Annotated in this window: 18 protein-coding genes and 1 riboswitch; of the genes, 1 reads left to right on the forward strand and 17 read right to left on the reverse strand. The window is 43.5% G+C overall.

Annotated elements, in window-relative coordinates; genetic code table 11:
* Positions 1 to 73 precede the first annotated feature (73 nt).
* The 15 genes from AS034_RS12135 to AS034_RS12205 form a co-directional block, all read right to left on the reverse strand.
* Positions 74 to 1,204, reverse strand: a complete 1,131-nt coding sequence (locus AS034_RS12135) for an MBL fold metallo-hydrolase (RefSeq protein ID WP_058298627.1) — start codon at positions 1,202 to 1,204, stop codon at positions 74 to 76.
* Between the two features lie 125 nt (positions 1,205 to 1,329).
* The gene (locus tag AS034_RS12140) at positions 1,330 to 2,679 is read right to left on the reverse strand and encodes an L-cystine transporter (protein ID WP_419184985.1); all 1,350 of its coding nucleotides are present in this window, start codon (positions 2,677 to 2,679) and stop codon (positions 1,330 to 1,332) included.
* 159 nt (positions 2,680 to 2,838) lie between these two features.
* Complete coding sequence (locus AS034_RS12145) at positions 2,839 to 3,861, reverse strand: ThiF family adenylyltransferase (RefSeq protein WP_058298629.1); 1,023 nt, start codon at positions 3,859 to 3,861, stop codon at positions 2,839 to 2,841.
* Positions 3,858 to 4,622: a thiazole synthase gene (locus tag AS034_RS12150; protein WP_058298630.1), complete on the reverse strand. Its 765-nt coding sequence runs from the start codon at positions 4,620 to 4,622 to the stop codon at positions 3,858 to 3,860. Before AS034_RS12150 ends, AS034_RS12145 begins: the two co-directional genes overlap by 4 nt.
* A 1-nt stretch (position 4,623) precedes the next feature.
* Positions 4,624 to 4,827, reverse strand: coding sequence for a sulfur carrier protein ThiS (thiS, locus tag AS034_RS12155; protein ID WP_032088481.1), 204 nt, complete (start codon positions 4,825 to 4,827; stop codon positions 4,624 to 4,626).
* The gene (gene thiO, locus AS034_RS12160) at positions 4,828 to 5,931 is read right to left on the reverse strand and encodes a glycine oxidase ThiO (protein WP_058298631.1); all 1,104 of its coding nucleotides are present in this window, start codon (positions 5,929 to 5,931) and stop codon (positions 4,828 to 4,830) included. It abuts the gene before it with no gap.
* Positions 5,928 to 6,542, reverse strand: coding sequence for a thiamine phosphate synthase (locus AS034_RS12165; protein WP_058298632.1), 615 nt, complete (start codon positions 6,540 to 6,542; stop codon positions 5,928 to 5,930). Before AS034_RS12165 ends, thiO begins: the two co-directional genes overlap by 4 nt.
* 11 nt (positions 6,543 to 6,553) lie before the next feature.
* Complete coding sequence (locus AS034_RS12170; protein WP_032088478.1) at positions 6,554 to 7,357, reverse strand: energy-coupling factor transporter transmembrane component T family protein; 804 nt, start codon at positions 7,355 to 7,357, stop codon at positions 6,554 to 6,556.
* Positions 7,354 to 8,790 carry an ABC transporter ATP-binding protein gene (locus AS034_RS12175; protein ID WP_058298633.1) on the reverse strand — a complete coding sequence of 479 codons (1,437 nt, stop codon included), beginning with the start codon at positions 8,788 to 8,790 and terminating at the stop codon, positions 7,354 to 7,356. Before AS034_RS12175 ends, AS034_RS12170 begins: the two co-directional genes overlap by 4 nt.
* A 12-nt stretch (positions 8,791 to 8,802) precedes the next feature.
* Entirely contained in the window at positions 8,803 to 9,381 is a 579-nt protein-coding gene (locus AS034_RS12180) for an ECF transporter S component (protein ID WP_032088476.1), read from the reverse strand.
* A complete protein-coding gene (tenA, locus tag AS034_RS12185; RefSeq protein ID WP_058298634.1) occupies positions 9,382 to 10,083 on the reverse strand; it encodes a thiaminase II in 702 nt (233 codons plus the stop codon).
* 115 nt (positions 10,084 to 10,198) lie between these two features.
* Positions 10,199 to 10,307, reverse strand: a riboswitch (TPP riboswitch).
* A 60-nt stretch (positions 10,308 to 10,367) separates the two neighbouring features.
* Positions 10,368 to 10,967 carry a response regulator transcription factor gene (locus AS034_RS12190; RefSeq protein WP_058298635.1) on the reverse strand — a complete coding sequence of 200 codons (600 nt, stop codon included), beginning with the start codon at positions 10,965 to 10,967 and terminating at the stop codon, positions 10,368 to 10,370.
* A gap of 1 nt (position 10,968) precedes the next feature.
* On the reverse strand, positions 10,969 to 12,084 hold the full coding sequence (locus AS034_RS12195; protein WP_032088576.1) for a sensor histidine kinase: 1,116 nt from the start codon (positions 12,082 to 12,084) through the stop codon (positions 10,969 to 10,971).
* Positions 12,085 to 12,213: 129 nt separating this feature from the next.
* A complete protein-coding gene (locus tag AS034_RS12200) occupies positions 12,214 to 12,411 on the reverse strand; it encodes a hypothetical protein (RefSeq protein ID WP_032088473.1) in 198 nt (65 codons plus the stop codon).
* Positions 12,412 to 12,580: 169 nt separating this feature from the next.
* Entirely contained in the window at positions 12,581 to 12,886 is a 306-nt protein-coding gene (locus AS034_RS12205) for a DUF6509 family protein (protein ID WP_321174896.1), read from the reverse strand.
* A 133-nt stretch (positions 12,887 to 13,019) separates the two neighbouring features.
* Between AS034_RS12205 and AS034_RS12210 the strand changes: the two genes are divergently transcribed.
* Positions 13,020 to 13,328 carry a hypothetical protein gene (locus tag AS034_RS12210; protein ID WP_032088471.1) on the forward strand — a complete coding sequence of 103 codons (309 nt, stop codon included), beginning with the start codon at positions 13,020 to 13,022 and terminating at the stop codon, positions 13,326 to 13,328.
* A 35-nt stretch (positions 13,329 to 13,363) separates the two neighbouring features.
* Here the strand turns inward: AS034_RS12210 and AS034_RS12215 are convergent, their stop codons facing one another.
* Both AS034_RS12215 and AS034_RS12220 read right to left on the reverse strand, forming a co-directional pair.
* Positions 13,364 to 13,828 carry a hypothetical protein gene (locus AS034_RS12215; RefSeq protein ID WP_058298636.1) on the reverse strand — a complete coding sequence of 155 codons (465 nt, stop codon included), beginning with the start codon at positions 13,826 to 13,828 and terminating at the stop codon, positions 13,364 to 13,366.
* A gap of 22 nt (positions 13,829 to 13,850) precedes the next feature.
* On the reverse strand, positions 13,851 to 14,615 hold the full coding sequence (locus AS034_RS12220) for an exodeoxyribonuclease III (RefSeq protein ID WP_032088469.1): 765 nt from the start codon (positions 14,613 to 14,615) through the stop codon (positions 13,851 to 13,853).
* Between the last annotated feature and the right edge of the window lie 212 nt (positions 14,616 to 14,827).

The raw sequence follows: 14,827 nt of genomic DNA on the forward strand, positions 1-14,827 counted from the left end.
ATCAAATAAGTTGTAAAGCCGAAAAACAAACATTTTTTATTCTTTTTATATTTTCGTTCGTGTTTTTATATGATTATTTGATTGCACACCGATTCGGCCCGATCTCCATTTCCCGTTGCTTTTCGTTATCCGGGGCGATCTTCCCCATATTGGTTTCCCTGATTTCCTGGTATGCATTCGGCTGAGGCGGGAGGTTTTCACTGACCGCTTTCCTGAACTCTCCTTCGTCTCGAATATTCAGCCCGTGATTTTTTTGATACAACACTCCCAGTTTCTCAGAGAAACTGCCATCACCGTTCAATTCATTGATCGTCATGAAATGGGCAGGGAGCACGATCAAATTTTTATCCAATGACGCATACTTTTCATATAAAGTATCCCGGAGATGATCTGCCCAGTCACCTGCTTTTCCGGCGAGATCCGGCCTTCCGATTGAATCGATGAACAAAATGTCACCAGTCAGTAAATAAGCTTCATCGATAATCAAAGAGGTGCTGCCGATCGTGTGGCCGGGTGAATACACAGGATGTATGGTAATAACGGAATCCCCAATACCGATGTCTTTCCCTTCTTCGAGAGCCGTGAACTCGAATGTCACCTCCCCGGCATCCTTTGGAGGAAGATAATACTGGGCTCCCGCTGACTCAGCCAGCTTCCTGCCTCCTGAAATATGATCTGCATGAAGATGGGTATCAATCAGCGCTTTTATCTTAACCCCTTTTTCCTGTGCAAAGTTTTCGAAGACCTGAGTCATCCTGGTTGCATCGACTACTGCCGCTTCTCCATTAGATTCAATAAAATAGGAGAGGCAGCCTTTTCCGATTCTGACAAATTGATAAATTGAGCCTCCTCCATTAAGTTCACCGATTTTCACAGGCTCTAAATGTTCACTCCACGCCTGCATGCCTCCTTCAATTGAATACACTTGATCATATCCATATTCTGCAATCTTCTCGGCGGCTTTCTTCGAGGAATTTCCTTTTGAACAGATGACATAAATCGGCTCATCTTTTGGCAGGTGTTCAACGATGGGATCAATCCCATCCGTTAACTCGCTAAAAGGTGTATTGAAGACCTCGATTGATTTCCCCTCCACTTTCCAATCATCAAAATCCCCTGTTTTTCGGACATCCAGTATGAATGCTCTTTCATTGCGCATGACTTTTTTTGCGATTTCTTTTACTGAGATTGTTTCTACTGACAAGATTGAGACCTCCAAACTTATTATTCAATCACTAGTGACTGAAAAACGACATTTAAAAAAGGAATGCATACACAATGTAGCATTCCCCGGATTCATCTCAATATTTAAATAAATCTTCCTGCAAATTATTCTTCAGCAATATCAGCATTCTGATATAAGCCAGTATCCAATTCTCCAGTCGCCTTACTTGTAATGACCCCTGCAGTCATCGCTCCGCTGACATTTACGGCAGTCCTGCCCATATCAATCAGTGGTTCGATGGAGATCAGGAGACCAGCGAGAGCAATAGGAAGGTCCATCGCTGACAACACGAGAATGGCGGCAAAAGTGGCTCCTCCTCCCACTCCGGCTACCCCGAATGAGGAAATGGCAACAATTAAGATAAGCGTCAATATGAAAGAAGGGGTCAATGGATCTATCCCTACAGTAGGAGCAATCATGACGGCAAGCATGGCAGGATATACACCGGCACACCCGTTTTGACCGATTGACAGACCGAACGAACCGGAGAAATTGGCGATTCCTTCAGAAACACCAAGCTTCTTCGTCTGGGTATGAATATTCAATGGCAGCGTCCCCGCACTGGATCTGGATGTGAATGCAAAAGTAAGGACAGGCAATACTTTCTTTACATACGTCAGTGGATTAAGACCCGAAAGCGTCAACATGAGCAAATGAATGGCGAACATAACAAGAAGAGCAACATAGGAGGCAACCACAAATTCACCCAGTTTTGCTATAGCATCGAAGTCACTGAGGGCGATAGTCTTCGCCATAATGGCCAGCACACCGTATGGAGTCAACCGCAGCACCAAAGTAACGACTCTCATGACAACGGCATAAATGGAATCTACGATTTTTTTGAAACTGGCTGCGGCCTCCGGTTCTTTTCTCTGGACCCCAAGATAGGCAACTCCTATAAAAGCGGCAAAAATGACGATGGCAATCGTGGATGTTGCACGCTGGCCGGTGAAGTCATAAAATGGATTCGCCGGAAGGAGTTCGAGAATTTTCTGTGGATAACCCTGACCTTCCATGGCAGCTGCACGTTCCTCCAGTTGCATCCCTCTGGCAGCCTCCGCATCACCCTGTTCGATTTGAATGGCTTCAAGATCAAATGCAGCGGTGGTTGCAATTCCAACAGCAGCTGCAACGGCAGTGGTCCCAACGAGAAGACCAAGTATCAATACGGAAATCCTGCCGAGGTTATGCGATTGTTTCAATTTTGTAAAAGCGGAAATGATTGAAACGAAAACCAGCGGCATCACGATCATTTGCAGTAGTTTGATATAGCCGCTGCCGATAATATTGTACCAATCGATCGACTGAGTCAGATTTTCATCAGCGGGATCATATAACCATTGCAGGGCGAAGCCGAATAAAATCCCCAGACCGAGGGCTGTAAAGACCCTTTTCGAAAATGAAACCTTCTTTTTTTGTAAATAAAATAAAACACCAATAAGAACGATAAACATCAGAAGATTCAACAATACGATCCACACATCCATGATAAAACCTCCTTTTCAATGATGTTAAACCTTGCTGCCTAAAGGCTTATTACAGTTTATGATGCGTTTAAAAAAGATATGATGAAGGCCCGTCCCCCTTTATCAAGGAAGACGGGCCTTATCAAATCAGTTTAAGTATCTATGATAAAGCGACTTTGCTTCGGTTATATCTTTCGTTCCGTGGATGAGTGTCCGGCCGTCCCTGAACAGAACAATACGGTGCTTTCCGGTTTGACAGGCAAGGAGATATTGATTTCTGTCTACTCTGTCCATATGTCTTTGCAGCTGTGATGCCATGTGCTCCAAATCAACATCCACCATTTTGGAAGGACGGATCTGCACGGCGTCCCTGCCGCATAAAACCGCTGTTTTCAGCTGGTTATCGTATTGAAGATAAGGATAACGGGGATCTGCACCGCAAGTGGGACAGCCCCGTTTCTTCAATCTTTGCACATCTAAGGAGCTGTACTCATTTTTCCACAAATCAAATGATATAAGTGTTTGTCGTACCGCACTTATATCACCAGCCAAAATCTTCAATGCCTCGGAGACTTGAAAGGAAACAACCAGCGAAACTGCAGGAGAAATAATACCTGCAGTGTCACACGTCATACTCGATGATGGGATGTCTTCCATAAGGCAATTGAGACAGAGGCTCCTTCCTGGCAGGAATGTACAGGTAATCCCATAACTTCCTGCACATCCCCCGTAGATCCAAGGGATCTTCTTCTGAAAGGAGATATCGTTGATCATCAGCCTGATATCGAAATTATCCGTGGCGTCAATGATAAGGTCAGTATTTTCCGTAAGACGCCGTAAGTCATTGGGACCCACATCCATAATATGCGCCTCAACTTCGACGTCTGAGTTGATCTTCATTAGATGTTTCATTGCTGCCGCGGCTTTTGGCATGCTGTCCACTGCATCACTCTCCGTGTATAGCTGCTGCCTTTGGAGATTACTCCATTCCACATAATCTCGGTCGGCGATCGTTATTTTGCCGACGCCTGCACGGACCAGCGCTTCTGCACAACCGGTGCCAAGTGCCCCGGCACCTATAACCAGAACATTCTTGGAGGAAATGCTCAACTGCCCCTTATCTCCAATTGGCGCAAATAACGTTTGTCTTGAATATCGTTCACTTCTCACCCGACGATTCCCTCCATCGGACTGCTTGCTGATGCATATAGCTTTTTGGTCATCCTGCCTGCATCGTATCCCATCCTGCCTGCCTTGACAGCAAGCTTCATCGCTTCAGCCATTTTAACCGGGTCTTTTGCAGAGGAAACAGCTGTATTCAATAGGATTCCATCCGCACCGAGCTCCATCGCATATGCAGCATCCGCCGGAGAACCAATCCCTGCATCGACAATGACAGGGACGTTTGACTGCTCGATGATAAAGCGCAGGTTGACCGGATTCAGTATTCCTTGTCCAGAACCGATCGGGGAAGCTCCAGGCATAATGGCGTGCGCTCCCGCTTCCTCCAGTCTTCTTGCAAGCACGACATCATCAGAGATATATGGAAGGACAGTGAATCCTTCTTTAACAAGTTCTTCTGTGGCTAGTATTGTTTCGACTGGATCGGGAAGGAGGGTCTTGGCGCACCCTATCACCTCAACCTTTACCATGTCACACAAACCTGAAGCCCGTGCCAGTTTTGCATGCCTTACCGCTTCCTTGGCGGTTTTCGCTCCCGCTGTATTAGGGAGAAGGGAATACTTAGAAAGATCCAGCCGTTCAAGCAGGTTGGGCTGGTGCTCTTCGAATATATTCATTCGCCGAACAGTGAATGTAAGGATTTCTGTTTCTGACTCGTCCACTGCTTTTTGCTGGGTTTCAAAATCAGGATATTTACCTGTACCAAGGAGCAACCTTGACTGAAATTCATAGTTTCCTATCTTTAACATCTCATCCGCCTCCTACAAAATGTACGAATTCAATAGAATCCATTTCATTAATCATTGTCGTGTCATACTGTTTTTTGTCTTTGATCTCTCCATTCAGTTCAACGATGAGTATACGGTCACTTAATGAAAAGTGATTGATCAAATCTGCGATGGACGACAGGTCAGCGGGGAGCTGGACATACTGCCCATTCATTTTCACTCTCATTTATTTCAACATCCTTTCATGATGGAATCCGAAAATGGGATCAATCTCTATGCTGTCGATTAAATCTGCCATTAATATTCCAGTAAGGGGTGCGAGCAGAATGCCGTTTCTGTAATGTCCGGTTGCAACAGCAAGACATTCCCGCCCCGGAAGCCTGCCTATGTAAGGCAGAAAGCGGTCCGTTTTCGGCCTTACACCCGCCCAGGATTTCTCCAATCTGGCAAATGCAAGATCAGGGAGCAAATCGATGGCTTTTCCCAATAGATGATGAATCCCTCCGGCTGAAACTTTCGAATCAAAAGTATGCGGATGTTCGGTTGCCCCGACCAAATAGTGATTCCCCCGTTTTGGGACAATGTAGCATTCTTTTGTGAAGATTGTCCTTTCCACCAGCTGTTTACAAGCACTAACTGAAACGCACTCACCTTTAACTGGTAATCCGCATATTTCAAACCCGGCACCTCTCAGTATCTTGCTGCTCCAAGCTCCCCCTGCGACGATCACTTCCTGGGAATGATACGTTTCATGTAAAGTCTTCACTCCGATGCATCTGTTCCTTTCCATGAGAAAGCTTATAACTGGTGTGTATTCCTGTATGTATGCACCGAGTTTCACGGCTGATTTTGCAAGAGCCCGGGTAAGTTTGCCTGCAGAAACATTTCCGTCCCTGTATGCATACAAGCCACCGTGATGATTCCCTTTTGATAACTTTGGTTCTAATCTTGCCACGTCTTCTTCCGACAGCCACTCAACATCTGTACTTAGCTGCAAGATTTTCATCATTTGGCCTTTTTCAATTTCTGAACAGGCAGGTTTGATCATCCCATTATGTGAAAGTTCTATGTCTATTCCGCTTATTTCCTTTAACTCTCGTGACAGCTCCGTGAACATATCCCTGCTTCTTAAAGCAGCGTTCAATAAATTTTGGTCACCAATGAATTCACTATGCACCCCCAGCATACCTGCTGCTGCAGATGATGCTTCACCTCCTATTTTGTTCTTCTCAATAAGGAGTACTTTTTTCTTTCTTTTGCTCAGCTGGTAGGCGATTGAACATCCAATTACACCAGCGCCCACAATAATGACATCATAGGACTTACTCAAAAACCCCCGCCTCCTTCCAGATTCATCCGATATTCGTATGCGGTGCTTTCCGGGTCTTCGGCCAGGAAAATACCGGACAAGACCGCTATGCCTGCCGCACCCGTGCAGATGATATCCTTTGTGTTTCCCGGTTTGATGCCGCCGATTGCAATGACAGGAAGGTCCACTGCATCCACTACCGCTTTAAGGTTCTTTGTTCCCATTCCATCCTTTCCCTTTTTAGAAGGGGTGCTGAATACGTTTCCATATACAAGGTAATCCGCTCCCTCAACTTGGAGGGAGACCGCTTCATACACTGAATGAACAGACCTCCCTGCCTTCAAGTCGGGGAAGCTCCTTTTCACATCCGAGACTCTTAAGCTATGACAGCCAAGATGAGCACCGCGGATCCCCATTATAGAAGCCACATCCACTCTGTCATTGATGATGATTTTTTCAGGAGGAAGGCCTCCCTCTATCAATAATGTGACAGCCTCTGCCAATTCCCTTGCTGTCCAGGTTTTTTCCCTGATGTGGAGAAAATCAATATAAGATCTGACGGCCAATGAAATACTGATCATTTCATTCATCTCTTGCTGACCTGTTGTTATAACATGTAACTGTCTCTTCATACGACCGCCCCCTATCCTTGATAACGTACATCCCCGGCCGGGAAGACCGGAAATACTGCCGCCGCTTGCCAGCCGAACACCAGCATGGCGGAGATCATTACAATAAAAAATACATCATATTTTGAAAAATCTGTTTGGTAAAAGTACGTCCTTTTACCGCTTCCATTAAATCGCTTAGCCTCCATTGCCACTGCAATCCGATGTGCTCTCCTTATGCTTTGGGCAAGCAGCGGCAGCGCCGAGGACCGAAATGTGAAAAGCAATCCAGCTATGCCTTTTTTCCGGTTAAGACCCCTTACATTCATAGCCCGGCGGATTGTCAAGAATTCCTCTGCTAAAATGGGGATTATTCTGAATCCAGCCATAAAACTGTAAGCGTATTTAGGTTTCAGCCTAAGCTGCTGCATCAAAGAATAGAAGAGCATCACCGGCCTGGTTGATAACGTAAATAGCAATCCAAGCAACCCAAAAAGTAATGCCCTGAAACCAATATGAAGGCCCCGGTAAAAGCTTTCCTCTGAAATTTCGATAAGTCCCCACTTCAGCCAAATCACGTCTCCCTTACCAAATAAGATCATGGAAGAGGCAGTAGAAACGAACATCAGGATAAAAGGCAGAAACAGCAGGAATTTGACTTTCCATGTAAGTCCAGAGCAAAACCAGAACAGCAAAAAAGAAAATACCGTTAAATAGAAAAGGATATTTAATTGATGGATCATCAAACTCAGGAGGAACAGGAGAACCAGGATGATGAGTTTGAAACTTGGGTTGACCCCGTGCATCCAAGTCTTATTGTGCAGGATGTCTTGCTTCACATTGATCCCTCCTTTGCTGCGGTTGATATAGAGCAAGCTTCATCCTTAATCAATTCCCCCTTCTCAATCGTCCATACTCTATCCGACACGGCCTTTGCCACTTCGATGTCGTGAGTGACCATAAGGATGGTGGAACCTTGATGCTGCAGCTCTTTCAGCATATGCAGTAATTGAAACGTATTCACTGCATCCTGACCGAAAGTAGGTTCATCCAGAAGAATGACATCCTGGCTGATCAGAATGGAAGCCGCGACACTCAATCGTCTCTTTTGCCCCATGGATAACTGAAACGGATGCAAATGGCTGCATTCTTTCAAATTGAACCGTTCCAGCATCTCCCCTGTCCTTTGATCCAGCTCAGCCCCGCTGATTTTTTTCAGCTTGAGGCTGAAGGCGATTTCGTCATATGCGGTATTTGCAACAAATTGAAATTCGGGATTCTGAAAAACAAATGAACAATGTTCAAGTATATTCTCTTTGGTTTTATTAAGGCCAAATAACTCGTATCTTCCAGTTGTTTTGATGAATTGCATCAGTCCATGGAGAAAGGTTGATTTTCCGGCTCCGTTTCTTCCAAGGATAGAAATCCATTGACCTCTGTTGGCAGAAGCATGTTCAACCGTTATTTTTGGAGTCTTATTCAGATATCCTTTAAAATGCTCTATTTCTAACGCTGTTTCATCCGAAAAGATATGCCTTTTCCTCTTGAATGATCTTAAGTAGTCTTTACGTGCGCCCGGATACCAGACGCCATCCTTCTTGATGGTCTCGAAATGTTCTGTAAGGACTTTTTCTGTCTTTCCATCTGCAATCACTTCTCCAAACTTGTTGAAGAGGATGATCCGGTCGACCAATTCGACAACCTGATCCAGCTTATGTTCAACGATGACCACCGTTTTTTCCTTACTGATCCTTTTGATTGTGTTCCAAATTTCCTTTGTTCCTTCCTGATCCACTAAAGCGGTCGGTTCATCCAAAAAAAGTGTATCCGGCTCCATCGCAAGGACCGCAGCGATGGCCAGCCTTTGCTTCATCCCTCCAGACAGATCAGAAATCTTGATATGGGGGTTCTGAAAGTTCAAACCCACTTTTTGAAGCAGTTCCTGAATGATTTCATCCATATTTTCTCTCGGTACATTCAGATTTTCAAGGACGAATGCCATCTCCTCGTCCACATAAGGCATGCAAAACTGCGCGTCCGGATCTTGGAACACATAACCCCAGGAGGAAGGATATGAAATGGATGATACTTTCATCGGCACTTCATACGAATGGGGGATCAGCCCCGCACATACGTTAAGAAGCGTTGATTTTCCGCATCCGGAAGGACCGAGGAGAAGGACCTTCTCCCCCTGACCGATCGAAAGTGATAAATCTTTAAACAGTAATTGCTTTTCTCCCTGAAACTTCAACCTTAATTTCTTGATCTCCACTGCGACTCACACCTATCTGTCAAGAGCTTCGTAATCTTCTTTTTCTGCAGGTCTCACAAGGCTTGTCACACCCGTTCGTTCCAGGGCCTTCACAAGATAGAAAGCCCCCATTCCAGATATCAATATCGAACCAAGTAATCTTGCCCCCAGGAATAAAAGCAGATTCCATACAGCCAGATCTCCTATATAGCCTTTGTAACTATCCATTAAGATCGATCCAAATGCTGACATCACAGCAGCGAGACTAATTATGAACAGGCTGTTTCGTTTATACTTAGTAACAAAGAATACCGCCTCAGCAAATAACCCCTGCACAACCCCGAAAAGGAGGACCTCAAGTCCCCATTCCGATCCCATTAGAAATTCACCGGATGAAGCCGCAATCTCGGCGAGCAGGGCGACGCCAGGCTTACGGATGATCAAGAATGCAACCGTTGCTGCCATGAACCACATCCCATAGATGAGTTGATCTGCGTGCAGGCCAAATGGCTTTATCATGTTGTATAAAGGGCCCCAGACTTTGTAAATAATACCGAATCCGATCGAGATGACAACCGTGACCAAAATGTCCGTCAATTTCAGCTTTGCCATTTACTTCACCTGCTTTCCTGTATTTTTCATGAGGTGGTATTCAAATGGCCATTCTTCCATGGAGTAGGCCATTTCCCAGAATTGGAGCTCATATATACTGCTGATCATAAACAGCTCTTTCATCAAAGCTTTTTCTTCCTCAGATGCTTTTTCAGCCAGCTGATCCAACCGATTGATTTGCTCTTTCACCAGCTCTCCGAACCATTCACCGCCATAAGCTGAAATCCATTCCTTATAAATCGGTTCATCAGGAGTAAACATGTTAAGGCGCTCCCCGACTTCATGGTAAAGCCAATAACAGGGCAGGATTGCAGCGAGAATTTCTTTTAGCCCTCCGAATTGTGCTGCCCTGTACATATGGGAAGTATAAGCGTAGGCGGTCGGAGAAGGCTTGAATCGTTTCTTTTCCTCCTCTGTAATACCAAGTTGAACAGAGAATGTTTCATGCAGGGATAATTCTGCTTCATTCGTTCCCTGTGCGTGAGCTGCCATTCTTGATGTCGTATGTAAATCTGGGGCTTTGGCAGCTCCCAATGATTGGACCCTTGAAAAGTGAGATAAATAATACGCATCCTGCAGGATGTAGTAACGGAAGTTGTCGAGCGGCAGCGTACCGTCCCCGATCCCTCTTACAAACGGGTGATTAAAGCTCGCCTCCCAGACCTCATCGACTTCTTTCCTTAATTCATTTGAAAATGTCATCATAGACTCTCCTTTTCCACGACGACCCATCTCAGGGAAAAATAAAAAGCCACTTTCCATACGCAAAAAGCGAACAGAAAGTGGCTTGAAAAGGCATCACACCAAAATAATATGTAACCTTCAAACACCACTTCCCTACGCTGGTCTCAACCAGATCAGGTTCAAAGGGTCTTAAAGTCACACTTTAATCTCAGCCTTCATGAAAGGCACCCCTAGTGGATCGTCATATGAAATTTTGAATTCGATGTTATCGTAACATGAATATATTTCTTGTCAATCTTTTTTTACTTGAACCAGCCTTTTTCTTTGGAATGTGTAATGGCTTCAATGCGATTTTTCACTTCGAGCTTATCAAGGATGGTGGAAATGTAGTTACGTACCGTTCCTGTCTTCAATTGGAGTTCATCGGCGATTTCTTTTGTGTTTTTTCCATCTGCCACCAATTCCAGCACCTCTTTCTCCCGGTCAGTCAAAGGATTCTCTTCACTGTACATATCATCCATCAATTCAGGGGCATACATTCTTTTCCCCTGCATGACAAGTCGAATGGAGGTTGCCAGCTCTTCACTGGGGCTGTCCTTCAATAAATAGCCTTTAACCCCGGCTTTGATTGCCCGCTGAAAGTAACCGGAACGGGCAAATGTCGTCAGAATGATGACTTTGCATTCTTCCCCTTTTAATTCTTCCGCTGCTTCAAGCCCTGTTTTCTCGGGCATTTCAATATCCATCATACATATATCAGGCTTCAGTCGGCGGACGAGGGAAATCGCTTCTTCCCCATTGCTCGCCTTCCCCACTACTTCAAGGTCATCTTCCAAATCAAGCAATGATCCCAAAGCGCCGAGCATCATGCGCTGATCTTCTGCGATTACGATGCGAATCATCTTAATCCCTCCCTATCTGCTTGATTACTTTTGGCACTCTCATGATCAGTATCGTGCCTTTATCGGAAATGATATCGAGCGTCCCGTTTACAAAGTCCAGACGCTCCTCCATCCCTCTTAATCCGCAGCCTCTCGACAAGTCTTTATCCTTGCTGAGACCGATGCCATTGTCTTTTACCTTTATCGTCAGTTCATTGTCATGATCTTCGATGGTTATTTCACATAAATCCGCCTTGCTGTGTTTCACGACGTTTGTGACGGCTTCTTTCAGGCACATGCTCAATATATTTTCAAGAAAGAGTGAAGTGGCTGGTATAGGGGTTTCTTCATCTATGATCAATTCAATATCTGCCGCTTTAAGGATCTGTTTGATTCTGACCATTTCATCTTCCAGACGAATCCCGCGCATTTGTGAGACCATCGTCCTAACCTCAGAAAGTGCTGTCCTCGCTGTTTGCTGCACATCTTTCAACTCTTCTTTTGCCTGTTCGGGATCTTTGTGAATCAGTTTCCGAGCCAAGTCACTTTTTAAACCTATGAGGGACAGCTTTTGCCCTAACGTATCATGCAGATCCCTTGCTATCCGCTGTCTTTCCTCTTGTTTGACAAGTTCTGATATCCGTTTATTCGCATCTTCCAACTTTTCTTCAAGCCAACCTTGTTTGTTGCGATTGTATATGTTGAAAGGAAGCAGGATTACACTGATCCAGATAATCAGGATGAACGGAATTTGGGAAAGAAAGAGAGCTGCCTGTTCAACGAATTTATAGTTGATCGATGCAGTTGTAAGTACAAGGTGAATAACATACAGCGTCAAGAAAGCGATTCGATTTTTTATATTCCCGTTATAGTAAGCTATGTAAAATGCAAAATAAATAAAATTAAACTGAATGGTCATCGTGATGGAAATGGCAATTAATAAAGATGTCCACACATATACCGGCCAATTTTTTGATAGGAAAGCAAGCCGTAAGAAAATAAAGAATAATATCGTCAGTGTTATGCCGACTATGATTTCAATTGAAGAAGATGATTGAAAGATAAAGTAAAAAGGGAGAATGCTTATGATACTCCAAATATAAGGTGAAATACCTGAGCTCTTTTGAATTTTAATCAATTTATCCGGAAGCTGCACGATCAATACCCCGTTCGTATGAATGTTTGTTGTTATCTTACCATATCCGACATTGAAGTGATAAATGAAGAGCGTATACAATTGGGATGTATATGCTCTTCAACATGACTTTTAGTATTTGCGGTTTTGGATGGCGATTTGTTTTAACATCAGTTCATGGGATTTTTTGATGATATCTGTAAGAACGTCGCCTTTGTATATTCTGCCAATCTTCGCTTTTTCCTGGTAATATTCAACAATTTCGTCCAATTGTTGAGCTGTTTCTTTGTCGACCCTGACGTTAAGCTGGATTCTATCATTGGTGCTCATAAAGTGTTTAACCCTCCAAAAAACGATGTGCTATCAATTGATAGCATCATTATAGCATACTCTTTCATTATGATACATCCTATTCCGACAATGTTTTCAGCAGTTTGATGTATTAAATCTTTTTTTGCATAAAAAAACATCTTATCCAGAAAAGATAAGATGTTTACAGTCAATTGGTCACAGCTTCTTTGCAATATTGCAGAAGTTGGGCTTCTTCATCTTCTTCCAATTCAAAATCGAGAATGGATTCAGAGTCTCTTTCAATGATTTGATATTGTGCAATACGTGACTCATCTCCGTCTTGAACAAAGATGGCTTTTATATATAACCCGGACTCTGAATACATTTCATCGTCTTCAGGGACTTCAATCGCCAGCATCATTTCATGGCGGCTGCCGCTTAAGATACCTGTTGGATCTTTAAGTTCTTCCATAGTATGGCCAGTAATGATCATTAAAAAATATCTTCCTTTCACTTCGCATATCCCTCAATTATACACTGGATCATAGTAAAAGAAAACCATGATGTCCCACTCATCTTTTTTAATAGGATTTGCTCCTGTCCTTCGATATAATGATAGTCGACAGTATCTTTAAGGAGCGACTAAAATGAACAATAAAGAACTTGAAGACAAGATCATTTCAAACTATCAGAAAGACGAAAACATGATGATTCTTGTGTTTGCGCAGTGGTGCGTAAATAATGACCTTAACCCTGCAGACCTCTATAAAAAGGCCTATCCTGAACAAGCGGCAAACCCTGCACTTAAGCAGGGAATCGACCTGACTGTGCCGAAGGAGGAATCCGAAGAAATCGCCGACTCGACCCTGTTGGGCGTACTCTCCTTATTTGGCAATACAGACCTTGCCATTGTGGTATCAGAGGAAATGGCAAGGGTAAGGGATCAGAAGAGATAATTCATCAGCTGCACCTCGAAAAGTGATCGGGGTGCTTACTTTTTTCCTGAAACTTTTTCAAGCAGTCCAGAAAGATACGAATATACCTCTTCAACCGCTTCCTTCAACGTCATATTACTATGATAAGAAGGAAGATCATTAATGGAAAGATTCACATCCCACAAGCCGTCTTCTCCGTTAAAAAGAAGATTATATCCCTTCTTCCCATGCAGCGTACTTTCGAAGAAGGAGACGATCTCTTCTCTGTACTTCTTTTGCAACTTCAACCCGAACATGGCATCGTAATGGCCGAACAGGTCATCAAGTTCCATTGACAGTCCGTCAATCTTAATCTTATCGAACTCATCTGACTCAATGAAAATGTATTCATTTTCATTAGATTTCAGGTACTCCAAAGCCTCCTCCAAAAATGAAGAAGATACCTGTCTTATCAATTCATCGGTCTCTTTATTACATAATTCGACTTTAAGTGTGTCAAATTTCAATTTGTCATTTCCCATACATATTCCTCGCTTCATTCAGTTAATTAATTGTCTCGTCCAACTCCAAGTATACAGGACAATGATCGCTGCCCAATATTGTACAATGAATGTCTGCATCTTTAATACTAACAGACATTCGCTCTGACATAATAAAATAATCGATGCGCCATCCAATGTTCCTTTCCCTGACCTTGCTCATATAGCTCCACCATGTATAGGATTCATCTTTGTCAGGATATAAATACCTGAATGTATCGACAAAACCTGATTCAAGAAACAGAGTCATCTTACCTCGCTCCACATCCGTGAACCCGGAATTACCACGGTTTGCGCGGTCATTCTTAAGATCTATCTCTTTATGCGCGACATTCAGATCCCCGCAGAGGATCACCGGCTTTGTCCGATCAAGTTCCATCAGATAATCCCGGAGCGTATCTTCCCATTGCAGTCTTTCATCCAGTCTCGACAAATCTCTTTTTGAATTTGGCGTGTATACATTTACAAGATAGAAGCGTTCAAACTCACAGGTGATGATCCTGCCCTCAGGCTCAGTTTCCCCCTCCTGTAAACTATATGATACTGAGAGGGGCTTCTTTTTAGTGAAAACAGCCGTTCCCGAGTATCCTTTCCGTTCAGCGTAATTCCAGTATTGTTCATACCCCGGCAGCTCCAGGTCGATTTGCCCCTCCTGGAGTTTCGTTTCCTGGATACAGAAAATATCTGCATTGACTTCCTTAAAGTAATCCAGGAATCCTTTTTTTACACAGGCTCTTATTCCATTTACATTCCACGAAACTAATTTCATTGTAGTTTGAAAATCTCCTTTTTCTATTCATTTCTCTGCTGTTATCGTAACATAACAGGCTATAAATCTATTATTATTCTAAAATAATATAGAGTAAATTGTTTATTATTTTAGAATAATATCGATATTTTCTCGATATACAATGCTTGGTGTAAGGAATGAGCGAAGTGATTTAGACTTCTCAACTTCTTTGATCCCATTTTTGATTTCCG

The sequence above is a fragment of the [Bacillus] enclensis genome (assembly GCF_001456935.1).
Taxonomy (GTDB): domain Bacteria; phylum Bacillota; class Bacilli; order Bacillales; family Bacillaceae_B; genus Rossellomorea; species Rossellomorea enclensis.

Bases quoted from the DNA above. Each gene is read 5' to 3' on its own strand.
- AS034_RS12215 (WP_058298636.1), bottom strand. From the start codon at position 13,828: ATGGGAAATGACAAATTGAAATTTGACACACTTAAAGTCGAATTATGT.
- AS034_RS12165 (WP_058298632.1), bottom strand. From the start codon at position 6,542: ATGAAGAGACAGTTACATGTTATAACAACAGGTCAGCAAGAGATGAAT.
- AS034_RS12210 (WP_032088471.1), top strand. From the start codon at position 13,020: ATGAACAATAAAGAACTTGAAGACAAGATCATTTCAAACTATCAGAAA.
- tenA (WP_058298634.1), bottom strand. From the start codon at position 10,083: ATGACATTTTCAAATGAATTAAGGAAAGAAGTCGATGAGGTCTGGGAG.
- AS034_RS12190 (WP_058298635.1), bottom strand. From the start codon at position 10,967: ATGATTCGCATCGTAATCGCAGAAGATCAGCGCATGATGCTCGGCGCT.
- AS034_RS12150 (WP_058298630.1), bottom strand. From the start codon at position 4,622: ATGTTAAAGATAGGAAACTATGAATTTCAGTCAAGGTTGCTCCTTGGT.
- AS034_RS12200 (WP_032088473.1), bottom strand. From the start codon at position 12,411: ATGAGCACCAATGATAGAATCCAGCTTAACGTCAGGGTCGACAAAGAA.
- thiS (WP_032088481.1), bottom strand. From the start codon at position 4,827: ATGAGAGTGAAAATGAATGGGCAGTATGTCCAGCTCCCCGCTGACCTG.
- AS034_RS12220 (WP_032088469.1), bottom strand. From the start codon at position 14,615: ATGAAATTAGTTTCGTGGAATGTAAATGGAATAAGAGCCTGTGTAAAA.
- AS034_RS12140 (WP_419184985.1), bottom strand. From the start codon at position 2,679: ATGTTTATCGTTCTTATTGGTGTTTTATTTTATTTACAAAAAAAGAAG.
- AS034_RS12180 (WP_032088476.1), bottom strand. From the start codon at position 9,381: ATGGCAAAGCTGAAATTGACGGACATTTTGGTCACGGTTGTCATCTCG.